We start from the raw sequence: 26,991 nt of genomic DNA, 5'->3' as shown, positions 1-26,991 counted from the left end.
ACACCCGAGAGGACGAGATGAGCGACACCATCACCCAGACCCCGCCCGCCGAGGCCGCCGCCACGCAAGCCGTCAAGCACCCGCTCGACCCCATTTGCGCCGCCGAGATCACCACGCTGAAGGCCGTGCTCGAAGCGGCGGGCTTCGCCGGCGAGAGCACCCGCTACTCCTACGTCATGCTGCGCGAGCCGGCCCGCGAGACGCTGGCGCGCTTCGTGCCCGGCGCCCCGGTCCCGCGCGAGATCGGCGTGCTGGTCACCGACCTTGCCGCCGGCGCGCTGACCGAGATCGTCGTCGACATCCCGGCGCGGAAGATCATCAGCCAGCGCAGCCTCGATCCCAGGACCGACGGCTGGGGCCCGGTGCTCGACGAGGATTACGTCGCCGCCGAGCAGATCGCCAAGGCCGACCCGCGCTTCGTCGAGGCGCTGGCCAAGCGCGGCATCACCGATCTGGACAGCGTCTTCTGCTGCCCTCTCTCGGCCGGGGTCTTCGGCTTCGAGGAGGAGAAGGGCCGCCGCATGCTTCGCGTGCTCAGCTTCCAGGCGCCGAGCGCCGATGCCATCCACGCGCTCTGGGCCCATCCGATCGAGGGCGTCGTCTGCCACGTCGATCTGACCGAGCGCAAGGTGCTGCGCTTCGTCGACACCGGCTTCACCCATGTCCCGCAGCAGAAGGACAACTACCTCGACCCGGCGATCGAGATGCGCCGGACGATGAAGCCGCTCAACATCACCCAGCCGCAGGGCGGCTCCTTCAGTATGAAGGACAACGTGCTCAGCTGGGAGAACTGGTCCGTCCGCGTCGGCTTCAACGGTCGCGAGGGGCTGACCCTGCATGACATCCGCTTCAACGACGGCGGCCGCGAGCGGTCGATCCTCAACCGCGCCTCGGTGTCGGAGATGGTGGTGCCCTACGGCGAGCCGCAGCCGACGCATGAATGGCAGAACTACTTCGATGCGGGCGAGTACCAATTCGGGCGGCTGGCGAATTCGCTGGTGCTGGGCTGCGACTGCCTTGGCGAGATCCATTACGTCGACGCCACCGTGGTAGACGACTTCTGCAACCCGATCGAGATCCGGAACGCCGTCTGTATCCACGAGGAGGATTTCGGCACGCTCTGGAAGCACACCGATATCTTCACCGGCCGCTCCGACGTGCGCCGCCAGCGCCGCCTTGTGGTGTCCTTCTTCGTCACCGTCGGCAACTACGACTACGGCTTCTACTGGTACTTCTATCTCGACGGGAAGATCGAGCTCGAGTGCAAGGCGACGGGCATCGTCTTCACCTCGGGGCGTCCCGAGGGCGAGTATGAATGGGCGACCGAGCTTGCCCCGCAGCTCGGCGCGCCGCAGCACCAGCACATGTTCTCGGCGCGGCTCGACTTTGCCATCGACGGGCTGAGGAACCGCGTCGACGAGATCGACGTGAAGCGCGTGCCGATGGGGCCGGGCAACCCGGTGGGCAACGCCTTCACCCGGCAGATCACCCGGCTGGAAACCGAAGGCGACGCGCAGCGCGTCGCGCGGAACGAGCTGGGCCGGGTCTGGCGCATCTCCTCGGCCGAGGCGACCAACTACCTCGGCGAGCCCACGGCCTACGTGCTGGCCCCCGAGGGGCTGCCGCTGCTGCTGGCGGATGACGCGGCCTCGATCAGCAAGCGCGCGGGCTTTGCCACCAGATCGCTCTGGGTCACCCGCTTCGACCGCGACGAGATGTGGGCAGCGGGCTACACGCCGAACCAGCACCCGGGCGGCGCGGGGCTTCCGGCCTATGCCGCGGCGAACCGCTCGGTCGACGGCGAGGACATCGTGGTCTGGCACACCTTCGGGCTGACGCATTTCCCGCGCACCGAGGACTGGCCGGTGATGCCGGTGGACTACGCGGGCTTCAAGCTGCGCCCCGAGAACTTCTTCGACCGCAACCCGACGCTGGACGTGCCGAAGGACCCGAACGGCGCCAAGTGCTGCCGGTCGAACAAGGTCGCGGCGGAATAGCCCGTGTCCGGCTGGCACCTGACCCTGCTGGCCCTCGCGGCGCTTGGCACCTTCGGCTGCATGGCCGGGGCAGGTCGGGCGCAGCGCGGGGCGGCGCTGGCCTCGCTTCTGGCCATGGCGGTTGCCATGGCCGGGGGGGCGGCCGGTCTGGTGCTGGGGGCGGGGGCGCTGCTGGCGCTGGTGCCTCTTGCCGCGCGGGGGTCTGCCCCGGCGCTCTGCGCGAACCGGGCGGCGTCGAACCTCGTGATGGCGCTGGTGCTGGGGGCGCTCTTCGTCCTCAACGGCAGCGCGCTCTGCGCCAGCGGCGCGATCCCGCTGCTCACGGTGCAGGGGCTCACCCGACTGCCGATGCCGGGGCCGGACTTCTATTTGCAGGGCGCGGCGCTGGCGCTGGCGCTCTACGCCGGGTTCGGACTGCTGCTCTGCCTGCGCGCGCTCTGGCGCGGAGACTTCGCCCGGCTGGGCGAGATCGCGCCGATGACGCTGGCCACCGCCGGAATGGGCGTGGGCCTCACCTGAAGAACAACAAGAAGACCAACAAACCCAACAGGAGACTGACCATGACACGCATTGCCCCGCTCGCCCTCACTGGCGTCCTTGCGGCCCTTCCGCTGGCCGCGCTGGCGGACTACCCGGAGAAGCCGGTCGAGTTCGTCATTCCCTTCCCGCCCGGCGACCTCGAGGACATCCTGACCCGGATGATCGCCGACGAGTTCCAGAAGGACTACGGCGTCGCCGCGGCGGTGGTGAACAAGCCCGGCGGCGGCGGCGGCCCGTTCCCCGGCGCGGTCGAGGTGGCCGGCGCCCCGGCGGACGGCTACACCATCGGCTCCTTCGTGTCGGACGTGCCGCTTTCCGGTCCCGAGATCGGCATCCCGCAGCTGTCGCCGAACCCGTTCGAGCCGGTCGGCATCTTCGTCACCTATCCCTTCGTCATCGCCACCTCGGGTGACGCGCCCTATTCCTCGCTCGACGAGCTGGCGGACTACGCCAGGGAGAACGACGTCGCGCTCGGCCATTTCGGCGCCATGCTGACGCCGACGCAGATCACCTTCGCCGTGGCCAAGGCCAAGGGCTTCGACTTCGCCTACGAGAGCGCCTTCGACGCGCTCGACTGCAACACGCTCGCCTCGGGCGACGTCGACGTGATGAACACCACGCTGCAGCAGGTCTTCCCCTGCCTCGGCGACATCAAGGTGCTGGCCTCGATCGGCTCGGAGCGCATCCCGCTGACCCCCGAGACGCCGACCGTCGGCGAGGTGCTGCCCGAGCTGAACCTCGCGCTCTGGAACGGGCTTTTCGTCAAGTCGGACGTGCCGCTGGAGGCGCGCGACAAGATCGCCGCGGTGGCCGAGAAGGTCATGGCCTCGGACGCGGCCAAGAAGCTCGCCGCCGACACCGGCGCGCTGATCTACTGGCAGGACGCGGCGGAGGCCGAGGCGCAGCTCCAGGCCGACATGGCGGCGCGGGCCAAGATCGCCGAGCTGCTCGATGAGTGAGAGCATGACCAAACCGGTGCCGGGCGTGGACATCCCTCCACGCCCGGGGCAGCGCATCGGCAGCCGCTTCCAGCGCGTGATCCGCACGATCCGGATGCGCGACGTCACCGGCCGCCGCGACGCCGGGCCCGGAGAGGTGGTCTTCGCCGCCGCCTTCTTCGGCCTGTCGCTGCTGCTTTTGCTGCTGCTGCCCTGGCAGACCGAGTGGCTGCCGCGCACCAAGCCCTTCGTGCAGCCGCGCTTCTGGCCGGCGGTGGCGATCCTGACGATGCTGGTCTTCTCCGGCGGGCACCTGCTGCGCGCCCTTGCGGCGCGGCCCGCCGGCGGTCTGCGGCAGGAGCTGCTGGGCTGGCTGCGGCCGCTGGAATTCGCGCTGTGGTTCCTGGCCTACGTGCAACTGGTGCCATGGGCCGGGTACCTCCTGTCGACGCTCGGCTTTACCTCTGCGCTCGGCTGGCGGCTGGGCTACCGCTCGGCGCGCTGGATGGGGATCGCGCTGCTCTTCGCGCTCTGCGTGGTGCTGGTGTTCCGCAGCCTGCTCGGCGTCAACATCCCCTCGGGCGCGATCTACGAGCTGCTTCCGCCGGGCGGTTTCCGCTCGTTCCTGATGACCCGTTTCTGAGGGCCCGACATGGACATGCTTCTTTCCGGCATCGGCATGCTGATGCATCTCGACGTGCTGATGGCCCTGCTGATCGGCTCGGTCGGCGGGGTGATCATCGGCGCCATCCCCGGGGTCGGCCCGGCGGTGGCGATCGCCATCCTGTTGCCCGCGACCTTCGCTCTGCCGCCGCTGGTCGGGCTGGTCATGCTGCTCGGTATCTACGGCTCGTCGATGTTCGGCGGCGCGCTGCCGGCGATCCTGATCAACACGCCGGGCACCGCGGTCAACGCGCTCACCACCTATGACGGCCACCCGATGACCAAGCGCGGCGAGGCGTTGAGGGCGCTGGGGCTGGCCTATGGCGCCTCGTTCGGCAGCGGCATCCTGTCGATCCTCGCGCTGATCCTGCTCTCGCCGGTGCTGGCGAAGGTGGCGCCCATGTTCGGCTCGAAGGAGATCTTCCTCGCGGCGCTGCTCGGCCTCGTGCTGGTGGTGATCGCGCACCGGGGCCAGAGCCTTGCCGCCGGGATGCTGGCGGGCTTCGGCGTGTTCCTCGGAACCGTCGGGCTCGAGCCGCTCAAGTACACCCAGCGCTTCACCTTCGACCAGCCGTGGCTCGCCTCGGGCTTCGATCTCATCGTCGTGGTGCTGGGGCTCTTCGCGCTGAGCCAGGCCTTCGTGCTGCTTTCCGGCCCCGACGAGGCCCCCGAGGCGAAGCCGATCCGCGGCTCGATGGGGCGGGCGATGCTGGGCACCTTCCGCTACAAGCGGATCGTCGCGGTGGGCTCTGGCTTCGGCGTGCTGATGGGGATGATCCCCGGCGTGGGCGAGTTCACCGCGCAATTCCTCAGCTACACCTACGCGCAGAAGACCTCGAAGGACCCGGACGCCTTCGGCAAGGGCAGCCCAGAGGGGCTCGTCGCCTCGGAGTCGGCCAACAACGCCGTGCCCGCCGCCGCGATGATCCCGCTCCTTGCGCTCGGCATCCCGGGCGAGGCGCTGACCGCGATGATGCTCTCGGTCTTCTACGTGCACAACGTGATCCCCGGCCCGCAGCTCTTCCAGGGGCAGATCGACTTCGTCTACGCGCTTTACGCCGCGATGATCCTGCTCAACGTGATCGTCGTGCTCTTCATGATGGTCTCGTCCAACCTTCTGCTGAAGATCATCCGCATCCCGACGCGCTTCCTCGGGGTGATGATCCTGACGATGAGCTTCGTCGGGGTCTACAGCCTGCGCAACTCGATCACCGACTGCGTGCTCGCGGCGGTCTTCGGCTGGATCGGGCTGGTGCTGAAGCGGCAGGACCTGCCGCCGGTGCCGATCATCCTCGGGCTGGTGCTGGGCGGGATCATGGAGACGAAGTTCCGCCCGGCGATGGCGCGGGTCGAGGTCTTCACCGATTTCTTCGAGCGCCCGGTCGCGGCCTTCCTCGGGCTGGCGATCCTCGCGCTTGTCGTCGGCCATGTCGCCTCGCTGCGGCGGCAGGCGCTGCAGCGGCGCGCGGAGAAGGCCGGGGCCTGAGAGCGCCACAGCCCATGCGAAAACCCCCGCGCCGGGTGGCGCGGGGGTCGTTGTCTCACTTCTTCGGCAGGGCGTAGGCGATGATCCAGTCCGACTGGTCGAACGGGTTGTACCGCGCGCCCCCGGCGGTCAGCACCACGTACTGCCGGCCGTCCTTGCCGATGTAGGTCATCGGCGCGGCCTGCGAGCCCGAGGGCAGGCGGCCCTTCCACAGGATGTCACCGGTCTCGGTGTCATAGGCGCGCAGGTAGTAGTCCTGGGTGCCCGAGTGGAACGACAGGCCCGACTTGGTCGAGACGAGGCCCGCCATGCCCGGCATGCCGATCTGCGCCTTGAGGGGGCTCTTGCCGAGGGTGCCGAGCGGCGTGTCCTCGGAGGTGCCCGCCGGCTGCTGCCAGGCGATCTGCCCGGTCGCGAGGTCGATGGCCGAGACCATGCCCCAGGGCGGGGTGATGCAGGGCACGCCGAGCGGCGACATGAAGTTGTGCAGGTCGTGGCCGTAGGGCAGGCCGAACTGCGGCGAGCGGCCGTGCGAGTTCATCACCAGCTCGCTGGTGTCGCCGTACTCGTCGCGCGGGATCAGCCAGTTCACCGTGGGCATGCGCATGTCGACGACCATCATGCGGTTGCGCGTCTGGTCGTAGGAGACCGAGGCCCAGTTGAAGCCGCCGCCGTTGCCCGGGTTCATCAGCGTCTTGTCGGTCGACTGCGTGGTGAACTCGCCCTCGTAGCGGTAGCTCCTGAACATGATGCGGCAGAGCATCTGGTCGATCGGCGTCGCGCCCCACATCGAGGCCTCGGTCAGGTGATCCGCCGCGATGGTGGGCATCTCGACCGAATAGGGCTGGGTCTCCGAGTAGTACTCGCCCTCGATCTTGCCGTCCGAGGCGGGCACGGGTTTCTCGACGACCTTCTTCAGCGGCGTGCCGGTGCGCCGGTCGAGCACGAAGATCTGGCCGCGCTTGGTGACCTGGATGATCGCCTTGTCGGTGCCGCCCTTGCCGTCGGGGATGTCCGCGAGCGCGGGCTGCGCCGGCAGGTCGTAGTCCCAGATGTCATGGTGCACGGTGCTGAAGTGCCAGGCTTCGCGGCCGTCGTCGAGGTTGAGCGCCACCAGCGCCGCGCCATACTCGTCGTCGATGTCGCGCCGCGCGCCGCCGTAGTAGTCCGGCGTGGCGTTGCCCATGGGCAGGTAGACCATGCCCAGTTCCTCGTCGATGGCGATGCCGCTCCAGACGTTGGGCGTGCCCTTGGTGTAGCCTTCGCCTTCCGGCGGCAGCTTGGTGATCTCGGGATTGCCGAGGTCCCAGGCCCATTCGAGCTCGCCGGTGAGCGCGTTGAAGGCGCGCACGACGCCCGAGGGCTCGCCGCGGCTGATGTTGTCGGCGACCCAGCCGCCGAGCACGATCTTGCCCCGGCCGATGAACGGCCCGGTGGTCTGGGCGAGGAAGCCCGGCAGCGGCGAGACCTCGGCGGCGCCGTCGAGATCGCTCTGCGGCGTCAGCTGGGTCATCCCCTCGGCAAGGTCGACCGTGCCGCCCTCGCCGAAGCTCTCGCACACCTCGCCGGTCTCGGCCTTGAGCGAGATGAGGCGCATGTCGGTGGTGGTCATCACGATGCGCGGGCCGCAGTCGTCGCCGGCGGGCGGCTCGTAATAGCCCATGGTCCGGCAGCGCTTCCACAGCGGCGAGGCGCCCTCGGGGTCGAACTGCCACTTGATCTCGCCGGTGGTGCCGTCAAGCGCGGTGACCTGCGAGGCGGCGGCGCACTGGTAGAGCGTGCCGTCGACGTAGAGCGGGGTGTTCTGGTCCTGCAGATCCTTGCTCTGGTCGGCGACGAAGCCGGTGTGCGCGGTCCAGGCGACCTCGAGCTCGCCAACGTTCTCCGGGGTGATCTGCCCGGCGGTCGAGAAGCGCGTGCCCTCGGTGGTCTTACCCCAGGAGAGCCAGCTCTCGCCGGAGGTCTCGGTCGCGGCCGAAACCTCGCCCGGCACGATCGGCAGGTCGTTCTGCACCACGTTGTGCGGCACGAACATCAGGCCGAGGAAGCCGGCGAAGACGGCCAGCATGCCAAGGCCGCCGAGCCGCAGGCCGAGGGCGCAGGCGGGCTTGCCTTCGTGGCGACGGGCGGCGGGCAGCAGCAGCAGCGCCAGCGCCGCCATGAAGACCGGCGCGACGAGGCGCGGCACCAGGGCCCAGAAGTCAAGCCCGGCCTCCCAGAACGACCAGACCACGGTGCCCGCGAAGAGCGCGAGGAAGAGCGTGAGCCCCGCGGCCCGGCCCCGGAAGGTCAGGACGGCGGAGACGAGCATGAGCAGGCCCGCGATACCGTAGTACCACGACCCGCCAAGGCTGATGAGGTAGATGCCGCCGGCGGCAAGCACGAGCCCGACGACGGCGAGAAGAAGTCCGAAGGCCCAGAGCAGGGCGGACGGACGGGGGCGTTTTGCGACCTCGGTCACAGGGATTCTCCCATGGTTTCAAGGATGAGGAAGAGCGCGCCGGCGCGCGCGGAACGGACGGATGGCGCTGCCCGCAAGGGAGCGGACGCGGCGCCGGGCCAACGGGGCGAGCCCCCTCGGCAAGCGGGATCGGCGCGCGTTTCGCGGCGCGCGGTCCTGCCTTGCGTGACGGTTGTGTCCTGCACCCCTCGGCCAGCCTTCTGCTTGTCGGAGCGCGTGCGACCCCGTCTGCGGCTTCGAGAGAGGTGGCGCTGTCCGAAAATGACCAGCGGTCAGGAATATTGTGACCGCCGGTCATTTTCAAGGTGCCGGGAGGGGATGTGCCGCGAAGTCACTCCGCAGAGGCCGGGTATCGTCGGGGCTCAGGCCCCGCGCAGCAGCTGCCGGAGCACCGCGAGGAACATCGCCGCCAGCACCAGCGAGAAGGGCAGCGTCATCACCAGCATGGCGTCGCGGATTGCCCCGATCCCGCCCGCAGCAATGATCGCCCCGGTCAGCGCGGCGATCGCCACGGCCCAGAGCATCGAGTGCAGCGGCGTCTCGCCCAGCGGGCTGCCCGCCGCGCCGATCGACTTGATGGCGATGATCGCGGCGGTCGAGGAGGCCATGATCAGCACCACGAAGAGCAGGGTCAGAACGCCGGTCATCAGCGCCGCCCCGGTCGGCCCCAGCATCACGTTCACCGCCGCGACCAGCCGGTAGGCGTGCTCGGCCCCGAGGATCGTGCCGCCGGCGCGGCCGTCGATCTCCATCAGCAGCGCCGAGCCGCCGGTGCCCGAGAACCAGGCAAAGCACATGAGCGACGGGCCGAGCATCGCGCCGAGGATGAACTCGCGCACCGTCCGCCCCCTCGAGATGCGCACGAGGAAGAGCCCGACGAAGGGGGCGAAGGCGATCCACCATGCCCAGTAGAAGATCGTCCAGTCGCCCTGCCAGAGGTGCTCGGCGCGCTCGGCGACCGGGTCGTAGAGCGTCACCATCTGGCGCGGCAGCGTTGCGGCGTAGTGCCAGAGGCTCTCGGCGAAGACGCGGATCACCCCGGTGCCGCCGCCGCAGACCACGAAGACCGCCAGCACCACGAAGGCCAGCGCGATGCCGCAATGCGAGGTCCATTTCACCCCGCGCTCCATCCCCGAGCAGATCGAGGCGATGGTCGCGGCGAGGGCGAGGACCAGCGCGGTCAGCAGCGCGACCAGCGGCGGGTTGCCGGCCTGGTCGGCGAAGAACGCGCTGCCGGTCAGCTCCGAGAGGCCCGAGCAGATGTGTTCGAGCCCGAGCACGATCGTGGTCGCGATGCCCGAGACCGTCGCGAGGATGGCCAGCACGTCGATCACGTCGCCGAGCCGCCCCTCGAGCCGCTTGCCGACCAGCGGCTCGAGCGCCGAGCGCATGGTGAGCGGGTGGCCGTTGCGGTGGCAGGCGAGCCCGAGCGCCAGCCCGACGATGACGTAGCTGCTCCAGGCCGAGAGCCCCCAGTGGAAAAACACGAAGCGCATGGCGGAGGTCAGCGTCTCGGGCCGGGCGGCGGGCAGCTCACCGGCGAGGATGTCGGGATTGGCGAGGAAGTCGGACACCGGCTCGCTCACGGAAAAGACGAGGATGCCGATGCCGATCCCCGCGCAGAACATCATCGCCAGCCACGAGAAGGTGCCGATCTCGGGCCGCGCGCCCGGCGGGCCGAGCCGCAGCCGTCCCGAGACCGGCAGGCAGATCACCACGAGGTTGAAGAGCACGAAGCCCGCCAGCAGGTAGATGTACCAGCCGGCAAAGCGGGTGAGCACCAGGTCCTTCAGCGCCTGCAGCTCGCCCGTGGCCGGTCCCGGCGCCAGCAGGATCAGCAGCATGAGCGCGACGATGAGCGCCTTGGCGGTGATCGACACGGCCGGGTTGAACCCGCGGTAGAAGCCTTGGGGCACCGTCCTCAGCTGCAATTGCGCGGTCCGGGTCTCTGCGGGCATGGGGCGGTCTCCTCGGGGAGGGGCGCGCGGCACAGGGGGGCCTTCGGCCGGGCCATGGGGGCCGGCGCGTTCGGGAACGGGCTGCCCTGCGGGGCGCCTTGAGGTGGGACGGCCGCTTCGCGGCCTGGGGGTGGGATGGCCGCGTTTCGGCCTTGGGGGTGACACGGCCGCGTCGCGGCCCGGGGAATGGCGCAAGCGTGGCGGCGAATTGTTGTGAGACTATTTGAAAACGCCGCCCGCGGCGGGGCGCTCAGCGCAGGTGGCGGCTGCCGAGGATCGCGGCGATGCGGGCGGTCTCGTCGAGCGGCGGGTAGCTCCAGCGCCCGATCGTGCCCTGGAAGCCGCGCACTGCGCCCTGCGCCTCGATCGCCTGGTAGAACCGGTCCATCTTCGCCACGCGCCCGGTCAGCCGGAAGGCGTGCACCGGCAGGCCGCTGGTGGCGGCCTCCGAGACCATGTTGACCGAATCTTCGGTCACCAGCACCGCGTCGGCAAGGCCGAGCAGGGCCGGGTAGGGGTTCGTGCCTTGCCCGTCCCAGATCCAGCAGCCCGACGCGGACAGCGCCGCGCGCAGCTGCGCGATGACCGCCGGATCGCTGCGCGGCGAGGGGGTGACGAGCAGCGACCAGCCCGCGCCCTGCACCGCCGCGAGGCTTGCCACAAGGCGCCCGGTGTCGGCGCCGGTCCAGGTGAACTCGCGCGCCGGGCCGCCGAGCAGCACCGCGAGGCGCGGGCCGGGAAGATGGGCGAAGCGGGCCGCCTGCACACCCGCCGCCTCGGTGATGTTTTCCTGCGTGACCCGCCCGAGCGAGCCGAGCGTGGTCAGCACCGAAGGGCCCGTCACGCCGTCATGCGCGGGCAGGATCACCGCGTCGAACAGCGCGTGCGGCAGTTCCGGGTCGAGGATCATCACCGCCGCCGCGGCGGTCCGGCGCGAGAGCGCCGCGACCAGCGGCGCGGCGTGGCGTCCCGCGCCGAGCACGATGGCGGGTCCGCCCGTGGGCAGCGGCGCCATGACCCGCGCGCCCTCCGCCAGCCCGAGTTCGGGCCAGCCGGGAACCACCCGAGCCGCGCCGTGCCAGGCCCGGGCCGAGAGCCGCCGCGACCAGCGGCGGAAGGCGAAGCGCCGCTCCTCGAGGAGCGCGTCGAAGCGGCGGGCCAGCGCCTCGGCAAGGCCGAGCGCCTGCGCCCGGGTCCCGCCGTCGCCCAGCGTCAGGCACACCACCGCGGCGCGATCCGAAGGGTCGGCCATGGGGCCGAAGTCAGGCTGTGTCATCGCGGCGAGCTTATCCGCCGCCCGGCACGGGGCAAGCCGCCCTGCTGCACGGCCGGGCGGCGCCCCCGGGGCGCACCGGCGGGATTCCGCCGCGCGACCGGGCACGGTCCGGCACCGGCGGAGGAAAGCCTTGCTCTCCGGCCCGGATCGGCGATCCTGAGGTCTCGATTTCCAGACGACATATTTCATCCGCCCCGCGCCGGGCCTTCCGGTCCCGCAAGGCGGCAACATGCATTTCGACCGCGAAGCCCATGGGAGATTGTCTTGGGCGGCACGATGGATCGCATCCTCTTCCTGCTCGACAGCCGCGCCCGCCGCCGGCTCTGGCGGGTGTTTGCCGTCAGCATCGGCATGGGGCTCGCCGACATGGCGGCGGTGCTGTCTATAGCGCCCTTCCTGATGGTCGCGGCGCGCCCGCAGGCGGCGCTCGAGAACCCGCGGCTCGCGGCGCTGCGCGGCGCGCTCGGCATCGAGGGCGAGACGGGGTTCCTGGTGCTGCTGGCGCTCGGCTCGCTCGGGATGCTGACCGCGGCCATCCTCTTCCGCATCTGGGGCCATACCTTCCTGCGCGGTTTCGTGCGGGGCCAGAGCGTGAGCCTCGCCTCGCGGCTGGTGTCGCGCTACATGCGCGCGCCGCTCGACACGCGGCTGCGGCGGCACTCGGCGGAGCTGGTGAGCAACATCCAGTCCGAGGTCGAGCGGGTGGTGAACGGGGTGATGATGAACGCCGTGCGCCTGCTCACCGGGGTCAGCACCGCGGCCTCGCTGGCGATCATGCTGGTGGTGGTCGAGCCGCGCGCGGCGCTGACGATGGGGCTGCTGCTGGGGCTCGGCTACGGCGCGATCTTCGCCGCGGTGCGCGGGCCGATGCGCCGGGTCGGCGCCGAGCGCATGCGCGCCACGCGCGAGACCGCGCGGCTTCTGAGCGAGGCGCTGGCGGGCTCGCGCGAGGTCAAGCTCTACGGCATGGAGCAGAGCTATCTCGACCGCTTCGAGAGCGCCTTCCGCCGCCGTGCCGAGGCGACGACCACCGCCGACCTGCTGCGCGACGTGCCGAAGTCGGTGCTCGAGGTGCTGACCTTCGGCACGATGATCCTGCTGGTGGTCTGGACGCTGGTGGAACAGGGCGAGGGCAGCAGCGCGCTGCCCGTCGTCGCGCTCTACGCCTTTGCCGCGGCGCGGCTCTTTCCGGCGCTGCAACGCATCTATGCCTCGGCCGCGGCGCTGCGCGGCGATCTTCCGGCGGTGGACGAGCTGCACGCCGACCTTGCCGCGGTCGAGGGGCTGGGCCTGTCGGACGCGCTGCCGGGCGAGGGGCTGCCGCTCCGGGAGGCGCTGGAGCTGCGCGGGGTCGGCTACGATTATCCCGACGGCCGGGGCCAGCTCATCCGGGACCTCGACCTGAGGGTCCCGGCGGGGCAGATCGTCGGGCTGGTCGGCGCCACCGGCGCGGGCAAGAGCACCATCCTCGACATGATGACCGGGCTCATCCGCCCCGATACCGGCGGGCTCTACGTCGACGGCACCCGCATCGAGGCGGGCAATCTCGCGCGCTGGCGGCGCTCGGTGGCCTATGTGCCGCAGGACAGCTGCATGATCGAGGGCACGATCGGCGACAACATCCGTTTCGGCTTCGCGCCCGCGGGCGATGCGGCGGAGGCGCTGCGCCGCGCCGGCAGCTTTGCCGGGCTGGACGGGCTGATCGCCGAGCTGCCCGAGGGCTACGAGACGCCGCTTGGCGAGCGCGGCCAGAGCCTCTCGGTCGGCCAGCGCCAGCGCATCGGCATCGCCCGGGCGGTCTTTCGCGACCCGGCGCTGCTGGTGCTCGACGAGTCGACCTCGGCGCTCGACACGATCAGCGAGGCCGAGCTGACCGCCGCCGTGCAGGGGCTGCGCGGCCGGACAACCGTGGTGATCGTGGCGCACCGGCTGAGCTCGGTGCGGGGGTGCGACCTGATCTACCTGATCGGCGCGGGCCGGGTGCTGGAACAGGGCAGCTACGCCGAGCTGACCGGGCGCGAGTCGAAATTCCACGCCTTCCACCGGGCCGGGACATGAGCGCGCCGCCGCCCGGGGGGACGCCCGGACTGCCGCCGCTGCGCGTGGCGCAGGTCATCGGCACCCTCGACTGGGGCGGCACGCAGGAGCTGCTGGTCTACCTCGCCGAGCGGCAGCAGATCGAGCGGCTGGCGCTGCGGGTCTTCGTGCTGTCGGGCCCGCTGGAGACGCCCTACGCGGCGCGGCTTGAAGGCGCGGGGGTGCCGGTTACCTACCTGAAGCGCGGTGCCGGCGGCCTGCCGGGGCTGGTGCGCCGCCTCGCCGCGGGGCTGCGCGCGCACGGGGTGCAGCTGGTCCATGCGCATCTGCGGCTGGCCAACACGGTCGCGCCGCCGGCGGGGCGGCTGGCGGGCGTGCCGGTGCTCGGCGGGCTGCACCTGCCGCCGCCGGGCCCGGGCCGGCGCGCAAGGCTGCGCGGGCTCGCCGAGGCGCAGTCGCTGCGGCGCGCCGCGCTCGGGGCGATCGCCTGTGCCGCCAGCGTCGCGCGCGAGAACCGCGCCCGTCTCGGCACGCTGCCCATCGCGGTGCTGCCCAATCCCGCGCCGCCGCCGCCGCCGCTGGCGGCGCTCGAGCTGCGCCGGAGCACCGGCCGGGTGCCCGGCGGCCCGGTGCGCTTCCTGTCGGTGGGGCGGCTCTCGCCCGAAAAGGACGTCGACACGGTGCTCTTCGCCGCCGCACGGCTGGCGGCGCGTGGGGTGCACTTCCGGCTCTCGGTCGTCGGCGACGGCACCTGCCGGGCCGAGCTCGAGGCGCGGGCGCGGGCGCTCGGCCTGCTGGGCCGGGTCGCCTTCCTCGGGGCGCGGCGGGATGTCCCGGACCTGCTGCGGCTGCACGACGTCTACGTCAGCGCCTCGCGCGCCGAGGGGCTGTCGATCGCGCTTCTGGAAGCGATGAGCCACGCGCTGCCGGTCATTGCGACGCCCGCGGGCAGCGCCTTCTCGGTGGTCGACGCCAGCGTCGGGCGGCGGGTGCCCCCGGCCGCGCCCGAGGCGCTGGCCTGCGCCATGGCCGAGCTTGCGGCGGACCCGGCGCTGCGCGCCGAGCTTGGCCGCTCGGCGCGGGCGCGCGTGCTGCGCAGCTACCGGGTCGAGGACTGGAGCGCGGCGCTGCGCCGGCTCTACCGCAAGGCGGCGGAAGGCGATTTCAACGGCGTTTCGATCGAGGCGGGCGCGCTGGACGAGGAGGTGTTCCGCGCCGACCCGTTCTGACACCTACACCCACATGGAGGAGGAGAAAGTCGATGCCGAACGGCAACAGGTTCGAAAGGAGCGTCAAGTCGGCGCTGCGGGGCTCACCGCTCTACGCGCCCGCCAAGCTGGTCAAGGAGCACATGCGGCGGGCGCATTTCTCGATGGCGCAGGTCAGCGACAAGCTGGTGCGCCCGGCCCCGCACGAGGTCTTCCTGAGCCTGACGTCAAACTGCAATCTGCGTTGCGGGGCCTGCTGTTACGGGCGGGACTTCATGCACGGAACGCAGCTGCCCTGGGAGATCGGCGCGCAGCTCATCGACGATTGCAGGGACCTCGGTATCGGCAATATCCGCCTCTACGGCGGCGAGCCTCTGCTGCACCGCGACCTCGACAAGTTCGTGTCCCGGATCCGCGACCGCGGCCTCAACATGTATGTCACCACCAACGGGCTGCTGCTCGACAAGAAGATCGACAAGCTGGTCGACGCCGGGCTGCGCAAGGTCTCGGTCGGGCTCTACGGGCTGGGGCAGGATTACGACGACTACGTGCAGCGCCGGGGCTCTTTCGAGCTGGTGAAGGCCTCGCTCACCGAGACCCGCCGCCGCCACGGCGCGGACAGGCTGCCGATGAGCCTCGACTGGCTGCTGATGCGCGGCACCGGCAAGCCCGAGACGGTGCGCGACACGCTGCAGTTCGCCCGCGATCTCGACATGCAGATCTACATCAACCTGATCCACTACTCGCTGCCCTACTTCGTCAAGAAGGACGGGGCGGGCGACAACCAGCCCTTCTGGTTCGAGGAGGAGGACCGGCCGCTGCTCGACGAGATCTGCGGCATGCTGCTCGAGGCCAAGCAGAAGGAGCCGGACCTCATCCGCAACACCGAGCGCGGCATCCGCTCGATCCCCGACTGGCTGATCCGCAAGGAGAAGATGCGCCTTCCCTGCACGAGCTACGACATGCTCTGGATCGGCCCGGACGGTACGGTGCAGCTCTGCTTCGTGACCTTCAGGATGGGCAACCTGCACAAGCAGCGGCTGACCGAGATGCTGTTCACCGAGAAGCACACGCGCTTCTCGCGCGATGCGTTCAACCTCAACTGCCCGAACTGCAACTGCGGCTACGACAAGCGGGTGAACCTGCACCGCCAGTCGCGGGCGCTCTACACGCCGAGCTAGGCGCGCGTCACGTTGCGGTCACGGCCTTGCCCCGGCAGAGGGCCGTGACCCGCGGCGCGTCACGGCCGCACGTAGGCGTAACCCTCTTCCTGCAGCTCGATCAGCCGCACCACGCCCGAGGGCACGACCTGGGCCTCGTCGAGCAGCACGACCTTCTCGCCGGTCTTCTTTTCCAGCCCGGCGATGGTGTTGCCGCAGGCCGAGAAAGTGATCGGAAGCTCCATGGACATGGTCGAGATGCGGTCCTTCACCGGGCTCTTGCCCGCGACCAGCATCTGCAGGCCGGGCCCGTAGGCGACCAGCTCGATCACCACCTCGTCGCCCTGTCCGGCGTAGTGCGAGGCGACGTTCTGGGCGTTGTTGAGCGCCATGTTGAGCACTTGCGGATCGTCCTGGTCCACGTGGATCGCCACGTGGTGGGTCTTGCCTTCTGCCATGGCCGCAAGCGGCAGGGCCGCCAGCATCGCGGCGAGCGCGGTTCTCCTGATCATCGTCGTCTCCTCCCTTTGACAACGAAATCATATATGTGAATTGAAGAATAACATAGGGGTTTCGGCCGCCGGACGATGACACCCGCCCGGCTCCGGCGCTCAACGCATCGGCGAGACCTGCGCCGACTGCTTGTACTGCGCGAGGTCCAGCACCGGCTTCAGCCAGCCGGTCCGGTCGATGCGATGGCTGAAATACTGCGCCCCGGCCACGGTGTGGTGACCGTAGTCGGGGAAATACTTCTCGAGCTGGTCGTTGGCCGAGTAGCAGGTCTCGTCGGGTTGAGAGCAGATGTAATCCATGCGGTCGAGCACGATCACCCCCGGGAACAGCTTTCCGACCCGGTCGATCTCGGCATTGGCCTCGATGACCCGCTCGTCCTGCACGCCGCTCTTGTAGACGGCGTAATACTCGGCGTTCGAGCGCGCCGCGATCGCGGGCCCGTCGGTCAGCCCCTCGGAATAGGCCTCGTGCACGATCTTGTCGAAGATGGTCCACTTGCCGCCGAGGTAGGTGGGGAACTCGAAGATGCTCTTCACCAGCACCACCGACTTGCCGTCGTCGCGGAGCCGCCGCACGAGGTCCTCGAGGATCGAGACGTCGCCGCGCCGCCCGTCGTAGCGGCTGACGATCATCACCACGTCGGCGTCGCGGTAGTTCTCCGACGAGAACATCGCGTTCTTGGGGGTCAGCTCGCCCACCTGCGCATTGAAGCGCGCCAGCTCCACCTGCGCCGAGATCTCCTCGCTCATGAACATCATGTTGAACATGTCCTTGGAGTGCGAGTTGCCGACGAGCAGCACGCGCAGCTTGTCGGTCCGCGCGTCGAACCACTTGCGCTGGTTGTTGCCGAGCTTGCAGCTGACGAGGCAGTCGAGCCCCTTGGCGTAGGTGCGCAGCGGCACCCAGCTCGCCTGCCGCAGGCTGTCGTTGTCGTTGTCGTAGTCCAGCATGGCGATCTGCTCGTCGAGCACGTTGAACCGGCCGCTGCCGAAGTTCAGCCTGTCGTTGAAGTGCACGACGAGCCCCACCGCGAGGAAGGCGCAGAGCCCGGTGGCGCTGTAGGCAAAGACCCGGAGGCGGGGCATCCGCCCCTTGCGGACCGGGGTCTCGATGTATTTCAGGCTGAGCGCGGCGAGGACCAGCGTCAGCAGGACGATCCCGGCCATCACGTACCAGGGCGGCTCGTTGAGCGCGTTGTGGCGGGTGAAGGACATCAGCGGCTGGTGCCAGAGATAGGCGCTGTAGGAGATGAGCCCGACGGCGACCATGGGCCTGAGGCTGAGGAGGCCCTGCACCCAGGTGCCCGGGGTGGCGAAGAGGATGATCAGCGCCGTGCCGACTGTGGGGATCAGGGTGGCGACGCCGGGCGTCGGGGTCTGGTCGTCGAAGAGGAAGACTGCATAGGCGATGAGCCCCAGCCCGAGCAGCGAGAGCGCGTTCCGCAGCGCGCCGCCGATCGGCACCGGGCTGCCCCGCAGGTAGACGGCGCAGAGCGCGCCGATCCCCAGTTCCCAGGCGCGGGCGGGCAGCAGGAAGAAGGCCGCCATCGGGGCATGCACCACCTGCCATTGCGCCAGCGCGAGGCTGCCGGCGCAGATCGCGACGATGACCCAGGTGAGGCGCTTCGTCCCGTATTTCCAGAGCGCCATCAGCAGCAGCGGGAAGAAGATGTAGAACTGCTCCTCGACGGCAAGGCTCCAGGTGTGCAGCATCGGCTTCAGCTCGGCGGCGGTGTCGAAGTAATCCGCCTCGAGCCAGAACAGGATGTTCGACGAGAAGCTCGCCACCGCCACGAGGCTGCGCGAGAAATCGGTGAAGTCGCGGCTGTGGAGCAGCATCCAGGCCAGCACGAGCGATACGAGGCAGACGACGAAGAGCGCGGGAAGGATGCGTTTCGCCCGCCGTTCGTAGAAGCGCAGGATGCTGAACTCGCCGCGCCCCAGCTCGTCGACGATGATCGTGGTGATCAGGTAGCCGGAGATGACGAAGAAGATGTCGACGCCGACGAAGCCACCGCTGAAGAGCTGCCATCCGGCGTGGAAGAATATGACCGGAAGGACGGCGACGGAACGCAGACCATCAATTTCTGAACGGTATTTCATCAGCCGTGGTCCAATCGTCGAATTTCAAAAAATCTGGGTGCCGTGAAAAATCGTTCGGCAGACCTGAAAATGCGTTGCGGTGCGGCGACTCGCCGGGCCGTTAACTAAGGTTAATATATCGTTAATGTTCTGGAACCAGAAAGCATCGACTCTTGCAGTGATGCAAGCCCGGGTTTGGGACAGGTCGATTCCCGCTCAGTGATCACCGCGGCGGCAGCCACGCCATGATTGCAAAGCGAATGTGCATCACCTGTCCCGCGTCGGCAAGCGCCGTGGCTGCGGCTGGCCGGTGACCTCGTGCCAGAAGGCATCGGCGCGCTTCTCGAAGGTCGCGGCATCGCGCGCGTCGCTCTGGTAGAAGGCCCCTTGCCGGATGCCGGGCGCGTAGACCTGTTCCACCCATCCGCGCGGGTCGTCATGCGGGAAGAGATAGCCGACGTGGCCGAGCTTCTCGGCGCCCTTGTAATGCGCGTCGCGCAGGTGCAGCGGCACCAGGGCGGGGGGCTGGCCGGTGACATGGGCAAGCGCCGCGCCGATGCCGCGGGTGGCCGAGCCCGACTTCGGCGCGCGCGCCACGTGCAGCGCCGCATGGGCAAGGATGATCTGGCTTTCGGGATAGCCGATCTTCTCGACCGCCTGCGAGGCCGCCACGGCGGTCTGCAGCGCGGTGTTGTCGGCAAGGCCCACGTCCTCGGAGGCATGGATCATGATGCGCCGGGCGATGTAGCGCGGGTCCTCGCCGGCGTGGATCAGCCGCGCCAGCCAGTAGAGTGTCGCGTCCGGATCCGAGCCGCGCATGGATTTCACGAAGGCAGAGACCACGTCGTAATGCTGATCGCCCGACCGGTCGTGGTTGATCGCCGCCGAGGCATAGGCCTCCTCGAGCATGGCCTCGGTGATCTGGACCGTGCCGCCCTCCTGCCCGACGCCATGGCCGATCGCGAGGCTTTCCAGCGTCGTCAGCGCGCGCCGCGCGTCGCCACCCGAGCGCCCTGCGATGAGGCGGACCTGCTCGGGCGTCATGGTCACCTCGGCGCCCTGTTTCGCCAGATGCTCGATGCCGCGGCGGACCACCACCTCCATGTCCTCGAGGCTCATCGGCTCGAGCTTGAGGATGGTCGAGCGCGAGACCAGCGCGGGCGGCAGAGCGTGGTAGGGGTTGCCGGTGGTGGCGCCGACAAAATCGGCGGTGCCTTCCTCGCAGATCGACAAGAGGTCGTCGGCCTGCGTCGCGGAAAAGCGGTGTACCTCGTCGACGAAGATCAGCAGCGGCCGGATGCGCGCCTCGTCGGCGATCTTGCGCAGCTCCTTCACCCCGTCGCGGGTGGCGTGCAGCGGGCGGAACTCCTTGCCCAGCATGTTGCCCACCGCGCGGGCGATGGTGGTCTTGCCGATGCCGGGCGGGCCGTAGAGGATGATGCTCCCCAGCGCCTTGGCCGCGATGCGCCGGCGCAGGATCGAGCCCGGCGCGGTGATCGCGTGCTGCCCGATCACGTCGTCCAGCGTCTCGGGCCGCAGCGCGGCGGCGAGGGGCAGGTGGCCCTTGAGGGGCGCTGCGTCGAAGAGATCGCTCATGGTCGGGCCTGTTTTCTGGGCGTTGCCCATTGCGCTAGCAGATCGCGCGAGGGTGGGCAAACGCCGCGGGGCACGGGTGCTGATCGGTCCATCATTCTTTCTTCTACCCGCTGGTCATGGCTGGCGGACCTGCTAGACATTTCCGCAACTTGCCCCCCGACCCGAAGAAGCGGGCAACAGCACAGGAAGGACCTCCCATGACCGATTTCGTCTTTGACCCGCAGCCGCAGCCCTCGGTGGCCGTCACCGGGACCGACGCGCGCTTCCCGCTGCGCCGGATCTTCTGCGTCGGGCGAAACTACGCCGAGCACGCGCGCGAGATGGGCCATGACCCGGACCGCGAGCCGCCGTTCTTCTTCGACAAGCCGATCGACACGATCGCCGAGGCCGGCGACGCCATCCCGTACCCGCCCGCGACCTGCGACCTGCACCACGAGGGCGAACTGGTGGTGGCGCTCGGCAAGGGCGGGGTGAACATCCCCGAGAGCGAGGCGCTGGACTGCGTCTGGGGCTATGCCGCCGGGATCGACCTCACCCGCCGCGACGTGCAGGCCGTGGCCAAGAAGCAGGGTCGTCCCTGGACCATGGCGAAGGGCTTCGACTACTCGGCCGTCTGCGGCCCGGTGCACCCGGTGACCGAGGTCGGGCACCTCGACAAGGGCACGCTGCGGCTCGCGGTGAACGGCGAGGAGCGGCAGAACGGCGACCTGTCGGAGATGATCTGGTCGGTGCCCGAGGTGATCGCCTACCTGTCGGGGCTGGTCGAGCTGAAGGCCGGCGATCTCATCTACACCGGCACGCCCGCCGGGGTCAGCGCGCTCGAGCGCGGCGATACCTGCCTCGTCGAGATCGAGGGGCTTGCACCGCTCAGCATCAGCATCGGCTGAGGCAGACATGCGAAGGCGCGGCCGGGGCCGCGCCTTCCTGCTTCGCGGACGGGGCGCCGGGGTTACTCTTCCCAGTCGCCCGAGAAGCCCTTGGGGATCATCAGGATGTCGCGGTCCACGGTGGTGATGTCGGTGCGCCCGCAGAGCGCCATCGACACGTCGAGCTCCTTGTGGATCACCTCGAGCGCGCGAGTCACCCCGGCTTCGCCCATGGCGCCGAGCCCGTAGATGTAGGCGCGGCCGATCCAGACACCCTTGGCGCCCATGGCAACGGCCTTCAGCACGTCCTGACCCGAGCGCACGCCGCTGTCGAGATGCACCTCGATCTTGTCGCCCACCGCATCCATGATCGGCGCCAGCGCGCGGATCGAGCTCAGCGCGCCGTCAAGCTGCCGCCCGCCGTGGTTCGAGACCACGATGGCATCGGCGCCGACGTTGCAGGCCTCGAGCGCGTCGCGCGGGTCGATGATGCCCTTGATGATGAGCGGGCCGTCCCACATCTTGCGGAACTCGCGGATGCGGTCCCAGTCGAGCGCCTGGTCAAAGCTCTGCGCCGTCCAGGTGGTCAGCGAGGAGGGATCCGTCACGCCCTTGGCATGGCCGACGATGTTGCCGAAGAACCGCCGCTTGGTCTGCAGCATCTCGAGGCCCCATGGCACCTTGGTCATCATGTTGGCGACCGACTTCGGGGTCAGCTTGGGCGGGGCCGAAAGGCCGTTCTTCAGGTCCTTGTGGCGCTGGCCCAGCATCTGCAGGTCGACCGTGATCACCGCGGCCGAGCACTTGGCGGCCTTGGCGCGGTCGAAGAGCCGCTTCATGTAGTCGTCGTCCTTGAGCGTGTAGACCTGCATCCAGAACGGCTTGGAGGTGTTCGACGCCACGTCCTCGATCGAGCAGATCGACATGGTCGACAGGCAATAGGGCAGGCCGAACTTCTCGGCGGCGCGGGCGGCGTGGATCTCACCGTCGGCGTGCTGCATCCCGGTCATGCCCACCGGCGCAAGCGCCACCGGCATCGCCACGTCCTGCCCGATCATCTGCGTCGCCGTGCTGCGGCCGGTCATGTCGATCGCGACGCGCTGGCGCAGGTAGAGCTTGTCGAAGTCCGAGCTGTTCTCGCGGAAGGTCTGCTCCGTCCAGCTGCCCGACTCGCAGTAGTCGTAGAACATCTTCGGCACCCGGCGCCTGTAGATGCGCTTCAGGTCTTCGATCTCGGTGATCACGGGCATGGGCCGGACATCCTCCTCTGACTGGTCAGGTTTCCTTACCGCTTTCGGGATAACGGCGCAATGACATGTGCTTGTGTCTTCTGCCCGGAGTGCCTTTAGTGCGCCGGAGCAGTTCGGAGGCGACATGCAGGACATTCTCTGGGGCGTCGGTGGCGGGATGATCGCCGCGCTCGCGACAACGGCAGGGGCGATCCCGGCGCTGATCGGGCGCAAGATGACGCAGGCCACGTCGGACATGATGCTGGGCTTCGCCGCGGGGGTGATGCTCTCAGCCTCGTATTTCTCGCTGATCATCCCGGGCATCGAGGTGGCGCAGGAGCAGACCGGCTCGGTCTGGACCGCCGCCGCCATCGCCGCCTTCGGCATCGCCTTCGGCGCGGGCTTCGTCGCCTGGCTCAACCACGCGATCCCGCACGAGCATTTCAAGACCGGCCCCGAGGGCGGCGCCGACCAGGCGACCTTCGCGCGGATCTGGCTCTTCGTGCTGGCAATCTCGATCCACAACTTCCCCGAGGGCCTGTCGATCGGCGTGGCCTACGGCGTCGACCGGACCAACGGTTTCTCGGTGATGACCGGCATCTCGCTGCAGGACATGCCCGAGGGGCTGGCGGTGGCGGTGGCGCTGGTCGGGCTCGGCTACTCGCGGTGGAAGGCGCTTTCCTACAGCGCGCTGACCGGGCTCGTCGAGCCGGTGGGGGCGCTGCTGGGCGTGCTGGCGGTCTCGGTCAGCTCGGTGCTGCTGCCCTGGGGGCTGACCTTCGCCGCGGGCGCGATGCTCTACATCATCAGCCACGAGATCGTCCCCGAGACCCACCGCAACGGCCACCAGCGGCGCGCGACCACCGGGCTGCTCTTCGGGCTCATCCTGATGATGTTCCTCGACGTGACGCTGGGCTGAGCGGCGCGTCTGCCCGGCGCCGGCGCGGGGCGGAGGGGGCGGGAGGCGAGTATTTGGGGAAAGATGAAAGGCCTGCCTCGGTGCGGTGCGGGGGGCTCGCTCTTCCGTGAGGGCGGACGCGCGCGCACTGGACCTTGCGGGCGCGCGGGCATAGGGTCCGCGCAACTTTCGAAGGAGACACGAAGATGGCAACGGGCAAGAACATCCGCACCTATTTCCAGGGCACCTGGCACGACGGCGACGTGATGATCATGCGCGGCGCCGATCACGCCGCGTGGCTCGGCAGCTCGGTCTTCGACGGGGCGCGCTACGTCAACGGCATCGCGCCCGACCTCTATGCCCATTGTGCGCGGATCAACCGCTCGGCCGTCGCGCTGATGCTGACGCCGTTCGTCTCGACCGAGGAGATGGTGCAGATCGTCTGGGAAGGGCTCGCGGCCTATCCCAGGGAGGCGGCCATCTACATCCGCCCGATGTACTGGGCGACGCAGGGCGACGCCTCGGCCATCGTGCCGGGCGAGGAGGGCACCGCCTTTGCCATCTCGCTCGAGGAAATCCCGATGGCACCCGAAGGCGCGGCGGCGCATCTCGGCCGCACCCGCTTCTGCCGGCCGCTGCTGGAAAGCTCGGTCTGCAACGCCAAGGCCGGTTGCCTATACCCCAACAACGCGCGGATGCTGAAGGACGTGCGCACGCGCGGCTTCAGCAATGCTCTGGTGGCCGACGCGCTCGGCAACGTGGCGGAAAGCGCCACGGCCAACGTCTTCATGGTCAAGGACGGCGCGGTCTTCACGCCGATCGCCAACGGCACCTTCCTGTCGGGCATCACCCGCGCGCGCCACATCCGGAACATGCGCGCCGACGGCATGGAGGTGCACGAGGCGGTGCTGTCCTTCGAGGATTTCGAGGGCGCGGACGAGGTCTTCCTGTCGGGCAACCTGCAGAAGGTGACGCCGGTCTCGGGCTTCGAGGACACCAGCTACCAGATCGGTCCCGTGACGCGCCGCGTGCGCGAGCTCTACTGGGACTGGGCGCTGACCGAAGGCTGAGCCTTGCGCCGCGAGCCGCCGCTCCGCGCGACACGCCCCGCCGAGCCGCAGCGCGCCGTGCTGCGGGCCGAGCGGCACTTTGATGCCGCGTCTGCCCATGGCGCGCCGCGGGTCGAGACGGGGCAGGGCGCGGCCGTGGCGCGCGCGCCGGGCCCCGCGCGGAGGCCTGCGCGGCGGCGGCCCCGGCGGAGGCTGGCGCGGATCATCCGGGCGCTGCCGCTGCTGCTGAGCCTCGCGCTTGCGGTCTGGGCGCTTACCACCAATCCCTTTGCGCGGCCCTTCCTGCGCGCCAGCGAAGCCGAGGTGCGCGAGGCGCTCGACCGGGCGCTCGCCCATGCGCTGACGCCCCGGCGGCTCGGCGAGGAGATCGGCTCCGCCTTGGCGGAGGAAGACCTCGACAGGATCGACATGCTGCTGCCGGTGGCGGCGCGGGTCGGGGTGACGCCGGGGATCGAGCAGGCCGAGCAGATCGCCGCGCTGCGCGAGCAGAAGGAGAGCGTCGGCGCCAAGGTCGAGGCCTGCGGCATCTGCGCCGCCGACATCGCCAATTGCCCGTCGCTGGAAATGCTCGCCTATTGCGGCATCCCGCTGGAGCTGACACCGATCGGCGACCTCAACGCCCTGCGGCGGGCGGGGATGGCGTATCTCGCGGGGGACGAGGTGGACGAGGTCGAGGTGACGCTTGCCACCGTCGGGCTCGCCGCCACCGGCGCGCTGGTGTTCACCGGCGGCACCTCGGCCTCGGTCAAGGCGGGCTCGACCGCGCTGCGCATGGGGCGGCGGCTGCGCACCCTGACGCCGGGGTTCCTCGACGAGCTTGGCCGGGCGATGGACCCGGCGATGCTGCGCCGCCTGCTCGCCGGGACCGGCGACGCCGCCGACACGGCGCGGCTCGCGCGCACCGAGGCGGTGGCGGGCGACGTGAGCCGGGTGGTGCGCAACACCTCGATGACCGACGGCGTGCTGCTGCTGCGCCATGTCGACAGCGCCGAGGACGCGGCGCGGCTGGCGCGGGTGTCGGACGTGGCGGGCTCGGAGACGCGCGGGGTGATGGAGGTGCTGGGCAAGTCGCGGACCTTCCGCACGCTCGTGCGCCTGTCGGACCATGCGGTCGCCGTCGCGGCGCTGATCTGGCTCGGGTTCGCGCAGGCGCTCACGGCGCTGGGAGGCTGGCTCGGCACGCGGATGCTGCGCCCGGCGGCGCGCGGCGTGGCGGGCCGTCTCGAGCGCTGAATTTTGCTGCTCCCAAAAGGCCGTTGCCTGAGCCTTGCCCCTGCGCCATGATCGCCGCGAAGGAGACCAAGGGATGCGCAAGTTTCTCGTCGTGCTGGATGACAGCCGCGAATGCCTCAACGCCATGCGGTTCGCCGCGATGCGGGCGGCCAAGACCGGGGGCGGGGTGGCGATCCTGTCGGTGATCGCGCCGGACGAATTCAACCACTGGATCGGGGTCGGGGACATCATGCGTGCCGAGGCGCGTGAACGCATCGAGGCGCATTACGAGGTCTTTGCCAAGTGGATGCGTGACCGGCAGGGGGTGGACCCCGAGCTGGTGATCCGCGAGGGCGACCCGGTGACCGAGATCCTCGGGCAGGTGAGCGACGATCCCACCATCGGCGTGCTGGTGCTGGGCGCCGCCGCCGACAAGAAGGGGCCGGGGCCGCTGGTCACGCAGATGACGCGCAGCTCGGGCAGCCTGCCGATACCGCTGACCATCGTTCCGGGCGACATGTCCAAGGAGCGGCTCGAGGCCATCACCTGAGGCGGCTGGCCTTACAACGCCGCCGGATGCACTTTAGAACCGTTCCAAAACTTGACGTCCGGGCGGCGGCGGCGCATATAGAGGGCAGCCCGCAGAAAGGTATTTCGCAGATGTTCATCCAGACCGAATCCACCCCGAACCCCGCGACGCTGAAGTTCCTGCCGGGCCAGACCGTGCTCGAGGCCGGCACCGCGGATTTCCCCAGCCCTGAAGGCGCCGAAACCTCGCCGCTCGCCAAGCGCCTCTTCGGCGTGAAGGGCGTGACCGGCGTGTTCTTCGGCAATGACTTCGTCACCGTGACGAAGGACGAGGCCGCTGACTGGGATCACGTGAAGCCCGCCGTCCTCGGCGCGATCATGGAACATTTCCAGTCCGGCGAGCCGGTGATGGCCGGCGAGGCGCGCGCCTCGGGCCACAAGGAATTCACCGGCGAGGACGCCGAGATCGTCGGCCAGATCAAGGAGCTGCTCGACAGCCGCGTGCGCCCGGCCGTGGCGCAGGACGGTGGCGACATCACCTTCCACGGCTTTGACCGCGGCGTCGTCTACCTGCACATGCAGGGCGCCTGCGCCGGCTGCCCGTCCTCGACGCTCACCCTCAAGATGGGCATCGAGAACCTGCTGCGCCATTACATCCCCGAGGTCACCGAGGTGCGCCCGGTCGCCGTCTGAGCGGCCGGTTCCCTCTATGGGTGATCTCTTGATCCTAGCCTTCGACACATCGGCCGCGCATTGCGCGGCCGCTTTGCTGCGCGGCGACGCCGTGCTTGCCGCCCGCGCCGAGGAGATGGGCCGGGGGCAGGCCGAGCGGCTGATGCCGCTGCTCGAGGAAGTGCTGGCCGAGGGCGGGGCAAGCTGGGGCGATCTCGACCGCATCGCGGTGGGGGTCGGGCCCGGCAACTTCACCGGCATCCGCATCTCGGTCTCGACCGCGCGCGGGCTGGCGCTGGGGCTCGGCAGGCCCGCGGTCGGCGTCAGCACCTTCGAGGCGATCCATCTCGACGCGCCCGAAGCGCTCGCCGGGGTGCCTGCGCCGCGCGGGCAGATCTACGTGCAGCGCCACACCGAGGCGCCCGAGCTCGTGGAGGCCGAGGGCATCGACGCGCTCCTGCCGCCCGATCCGCGAGAGCTGGCGATCCGCATCGCCCGCGCCGCCGCGCTGAAGGAGCCCGGCCTGCGCCCCGCGCCGCTCTACATCCGCCCCGCCGATGCCGCGCCCTCGCGCGATGCACCGCCGCGGCTGCTCGACTGAT

22 protein-coding genes are annotated in these 26,991 nt (G+C 69.7%); 15 read left to right on the top strand and 7 right to left on the bottom strand.

Annotated elements, in window-relative coordinates:
• Window positions 1–17 precede the first annotated feature (17 nt).
• The 5 genes from PVT71_RS15690 to PVT71_RS15670 are packed head-to-tail and all read left to right on the top strand — an operon-like array spanning window position 18 to window position 5,624.
• A complete protein-coding gene (locus tag PVT71_RS15690; protein ID WP_353475005.1) occupies window positions 18–1,997 on the top strand; it encodes a primary-amine oxidase in 1,980 nt (659 codons plus the stop codon).
• Between the two features lie 3 nt (window positions 1,998–2,000).
• Window positions 2,001–2,516, top strand: a complete 516-nt coding sequence (locus PVT71_RS15685; protein WP_353475004.1) for a hypothetical protein — start codon at window positions 2,001–2,003, stop codon at window positions 2,514–2,516.
• Window positions 2,517–2,557: 41 nt separating this feature from the next.
• Complete coding sequence (locus PVT71_RS15680) at window positions 2,558–3,496, top strand: tripartite tricarboxylate transporter substrate-binding protein (RefSeq protein ID WP_353475003.1); 939 nt, start codon at window positions 2,558–2,560, stop codon at window positions 3,494–3,496.
• 4 nt (window positions 3,497–3,500) lie between these two features.
• Window positions 3,501–4,118: a tripartite tricarboxylate transporter TctB family protein gene (locus tag PVT71_RS15675; RefSeq protein ID WP_353475002.1), complete on the top strand. Its 618-nt coding sequence runs from the start codon at window positions 3,501–3,503 to the stop codon at window positions 4,116–4,118.
• A 9-nt stretch (window positions 4,119–4,127) separates the two neighbouring features.
• Window positions 4,128–5,624, top strand: a complete 1,497-nt coding sequence (locus PVT71_RS15670) for a tripartite tricarboxylate transporter permease (RefSeq protein ID WP_353475001.1) — start codon at window positions 4,128–4,130, stop codon at window positions 5,622–5,624.
• Between the two features lie 55 nt (window positions 5,625–5,679).
• Here the strand turns inward: PVT71_RS15670 and PVT71_RS15665 are convergent, their stop codons facing one another.
• The 3 genes from PVT71_RS15665 to PVT71_RS15655 form a co-directional block, all read right to left on the bottom strand.
• Entirely contained in the window at window positions 5,680–8,085 is a 2,406-nt protein-coding gene (locus PVT71_RS15665; RefSeq protein ID WP_353475000.1) for a membrane-bound PQQ-dependent dehydrogenase, glucose/quinate/shikimate family, read from the bottom strand.
• Window positions 8,086–8,447: 362 nt separating this feature from the next.
• Window positions 8,448–10,043: a BCCT family transporter gene (locus PVT71_RS15660; RefSeq protein WP_353474999.1), complete on the bottom strand. Its 1,596-nt coding sequence runs from the start codon at window positions 10,041–10,043 to the stop codon at window positions 8,448–8,450.
• A gap of 250 nt (window positions 10,044–10,293) precedes the next feature.
• Window positions 10,294–11,319, bottom strand: a complete 1,026-nt coding sequence (locus PVT71_RS15655) for a mitochondrial fission ELM1 family protein (protein ID WP_353474998.1) — start codon at window positions 11,317–11,319, stop codon at window positions 10,294–10,296.
• A 264-nt stretch (window positions 11,320–11,583) separates the two neighbouring features.
• On the opposite strand from PVT71_RS15655, the gene PVT71_RS15650 reads away from it, so the two are divergent.
• The 3 genes from PVT71_RS15650 to PVT71_RS15640 are packed head-to-tail and all read left to right on the top strand — an operon-like array spanning window position 11,584 to window position 15,745.
• Entirely contained in the window at window positions 11,584–13,377 is a 1,794-nt protein-coding gene (locus tag PVT71_RS15650) for an ABC transporter ATP-binding protein (RefSeq protein WP_353474997.1), read from the top strand.
• Window positions 13,374–14,585 (top strand): glycosyltransferase, encoded by a 1,212-nt coding sequence (locus PVT71_RS15645; protein WP_353474996.1) that lies wholly within the window; start codon window positions 13,374–13,376, stop codon window positions 14,583–14,585. Before PVT71_RS15650 ends, PVT71_RS15645 begins: the two co-directional genes overlap by 4 nt.
• 32 nt (window positions 14,586–14,617) lie before the next feature.
• Window positions 14,618–15,745 (top strand): radical SAM protein, encoded by a 1,128-nt coding sequence (locus PVT71_RS15640; protein ID WP_353474995.1) that lies wholly within the window; start codon window positions 14,618–14,620, stop codon window positions 15,743–15,745.
• Window positions 15,746–15,804: 59 nt separating this feature from the next.
• On the opposite strand, the gene PVT71_RS15635 is transcribed toward PVT71_RS15640, so the two are convergent.
• The 3 genes from PVT71_RS15635 to PVT71_RS15625 form a co-directional block, all read right to left on the bottom strand.
• Window positions 15,805–16,236 carry a DsrE family protein gene (locus tag PVT71_RS15635; protein WP_353474994.1) on the bottom strand — a complete coding sequence of 144 codons (432 nt, stop codon included), beginning with the start codon at window positions 16,234–16,236 and terminating at the stop codon, window positions 15,805–15,807.
• A gap of 99 nt (window positions 16,237–16,335) precedes the next feature.
• Window positions 16,336–18,339 (bottom strand): acyltransferase family protein, encoded by a 2,004-nt coding sequence (locus tag PVT71_RS15630; protein WP_353474993.1) that lies wholly within the window; start codon window positions 18,337–18,339, stop codon window positions 16,336–16,338.
• 246 nt (window positions 18,340–18,585) lie between these two features.
• Window positions 18,586–19,914, bottom strand: coding sequence for a replication-associated recombination protein A (locus tag PVT71_RS15625; RefSeq protein ID WP_353474992.1), 1,329 nt, complete (start codon window positions 19,912–19,914; stop codon window positions 18,586–18,588).
• Window positions 19,915–20,111: 197 nt separating this feature from the next.
• Here PVT71_RS15625 and PVT71_RS15620 point away from each other — a divergent pair, with 197 nt between their 5' ends.
• Window positions 20,112–20,801, top strand: coding sequence for a fumarylacetoacetate hydrolase family protein (locus PVT71_RS15620; RefSeq protein WP_353474991.1), 690 nt, complete (start codon window positions 20,112–20,114; stop codon window positions 20,799–20,801).
• A 62-nt stretch (window positions 20,802–20,863) separates the two neighbouring features.
• Here PVT71_RS15620 and PVT71_RS15615 read toward each other — a convergent pair whose 3' ends face one another.
• Window positions 20,864–22,030, bottom strand: a complete 1,167-nt coding sequence (locus tag PVT71_RS15615; protein WP_353474990.1) for an alpha-hydroxy acid oxidase — start codon at window positions 22,028–22,030, stop codon at window positions 20,864–20,866.
• A 124-nt stretch (window positions 22,031–22,154) separates the two neighbouring features.
• On the opposite strand from PVT71_RS15615, the gene PVT71_RS15610 reads away from it, so the two are divergent.
• From PVT71_RS15610 to tsaB, 6 genes are all read left to right on the top strand, one after another.
• Window positions 22,155–22,928 (top strand): ZIP family metal transporter, encoded by a 774-nt coding sequence (locus PVT71_RS15610; protein ID WP_353474989.1) that lies wholly within the window; start codon window positions 22,155–22,157, stop codon window positions 22,926–22,928.
• 185 nt (window positions 22,929–23,113) lie between these two features.
• Entirely contained in the window at window positions 23,114–23,977 is an 864-nt protein-coding gene (locus tag PVT71_RS15605; protein ID WP_353474988.1) for a branched-chain amino acid aminotransferase, read from the top strand.
• A 3-nt stretch (window positions 23,978–23,980) separates the two neighbouring features.
• On the top strand, window positions 23,981–25,210 hold the full coding sequence (locus tag PVT71_RS15600) for a hypothetical protein (RefSeq protein ID WP_353474987.1): 1,230 nt from the start codon (window positions 23,981–23,983) through the stop codon (window positions 25,208–25,210).
• Between the two features lie 73 nt (window positions 25,211–25,283).
• Window positions 25,284–25,739 carry a universal stress protein gene (locus tag PVT71_RS15595; RefSeq protein WP_353474986.1) on the top strand — a complete coding sequence of 152 codons (456 nt, stop codon included), beginning with the start codon at window positions 25,284–25,286 and terminating at the stop codon, window positions 25,737–25,739.
• Window positions 25,740–25,849: 110 nt separating this feature from the next.
• Window positions 25,850–26,410, top strand: a complete 561-nt coding sequence (locus PVT71_RS15590; RefSeq protein WP_353474985.1) for a NifU family protein — start codon at window positions 25,850–25,852, stop codon at window positions 26,408–26,410.
• A gap of 16 nt (window positions 26,411–26,426) precedes the next feature.
• Window positions 26,427–26,990: a tRNA (adenosine(37)-N6)-threonylcarbamoyltransferase complex dimerization subunit type 1 TsaB gene (tsaB, locus tag PVT71_RS15585; protein ID WP_353474984.1), complete on the top strand. Its 564-nt coding sequence runs from the start codon at window positions 26,427–26,429 to the stop codon at window positions 26,988–26,990.
• The last annotated feature ends 1 nt before the right edge of the window (window position 26,991 follow it).

Origin of the sequence: Salipiger sp. H15, assembly GCF_040409955.1 — a bacterium.
GTDB lineage: Bacteria > Pseudomonadota > Alphaproteobacteria > Rhodobacterales > Rhodobacteraceae > Salipiger.
This window is presented reverse-complemented; position numbering and strand designations above follow the sequence as displayed.

Bases quoted from the DNA above. Each gene is read 5' to 3' on its own strand.
- PVT71_RS15690 (WP_353475005.1), top strand. From the start codon at position 18: ATGAGCGACACCATCACCCAGACCCCGCCCGCCGAGGCCGCCGCCACG.
- PVT71_RS15680 (WP_353475003.1), top strand. From the start codon at position 2,558: ATGACACGCATTGCCCCGCTCGCCCTCACTGGCGTCCTTGCGGCCCTT.
- PVT71_RS15675 (WP_353475002.1), top strand. From the start codon at position 3,501: ATGACCAAACCGGTGCCGGGCGTGGACATCCCTCCACGCCCGGGGCAG.
- PVT71_RS15670 (WP_353475001.1), top strand. From the start codon at position 4,128: ATGGACATGCTTCTTTCCGGCATCGGCATGCTGATGCATCTCGACGTG.
- PVT71_RS15660 (WP_353474999.1), bottom strand. From the start codon at position 10,043: ATGCCCGCAGAGACCCGGACCGCGCAATTGCAGCTGAGGACGGTGCCC.
- PVT71_RS15655 (WP_353474998.1), bottom strand. From the start codon at position 11,319: ATGACACAGCCTGACTTCGGCCCCATGGCCGACCCTTCGGATCGCGCC.
- PVT71_RS15645 (WP_353474996.1), top strand. From the start codon at position 13,374: ATGAGCGCGCCGCCGCCCGGGGGGACGCCCGGACTGCCGCCGCTGCGC.
- PVT71_RS15640 (WP_353474995.1), top strand. From the start codon at position 14,618: ATGCCGAACGGCAACAGGTTCGAAAGGAGCGTCAAGTCGGCGCTGCGG.
- PVT71_RS15635 (WP_353474994.1), bottom strand. From the start codon at position 16,236: ATGATCAGGAGAACCGCGCTCGCCGCGATGCTGGCGGCCCTGCCGCTT.
- PVT71_RS15630 (WP_353474993.1), bottom strand. From the start codon at position 18,339: ATGAAATACCGTTCAGAAATTGATGGTCTGCGTTCCGTCGCCGTCCTT.
- PVT71_RS15625 (WP_353474992.1), bottom strand. From the start codon at position 19,914: ATGAGCGATCTCTTCGACGCAGCGCCCCTCAAGGGCCACCTGCCCCTC.
- PVT71_RS15620 (WP_353474991.1), top strand. From the start codon at position 20,112: ATGACCGATTTCGTCTTTGACCCGCAGCCGCAGCCCTCGGTGGCCGTC.
- PVT71_RS15615 (WP_353474990.1), bottom strand. From the start codon at position 22,030: ATGCCCGTGATCACCGAGATCGAAGACCTGAAGCGCATCTACAGGCGC.
- PVT71_RS15610 (WP_353474989.1), top strand. From the start codon at position 22,155: ATGCAGGACATTCTCTGGGGCGTCGGTGGCGGGATGATCGCCGCGCTC.
- PVT71_RS15605 (WP_353474988.1), top strand. From the start codon at position 23,114: ATGGCAACGGGCAAGAACATCCGCACCTATTTCCAGGGCACCTGGCAC.
- PVT71_RS15595 (WP_353474986.1), top strand. From the start codon at position 25,284: ATGCGCAAGTTTCTCGTCGTGCTGGATGACAGCCGCGAATGCCTCAAC.
- PVT71_RS15590 (WP_353474985.1), top strand. From the start codon at position 25,850: ATGTTCATCCAGACCGAATCCACCCCGAACCCCGCGACGCTGAAGTTC.
- tsaB (WP_353474984.1), top strand. From the start codon at position 26,427: ATGGGTGATCTCTTGATCCTAGCCTTCGACACATCGGCCGCGCATTGC.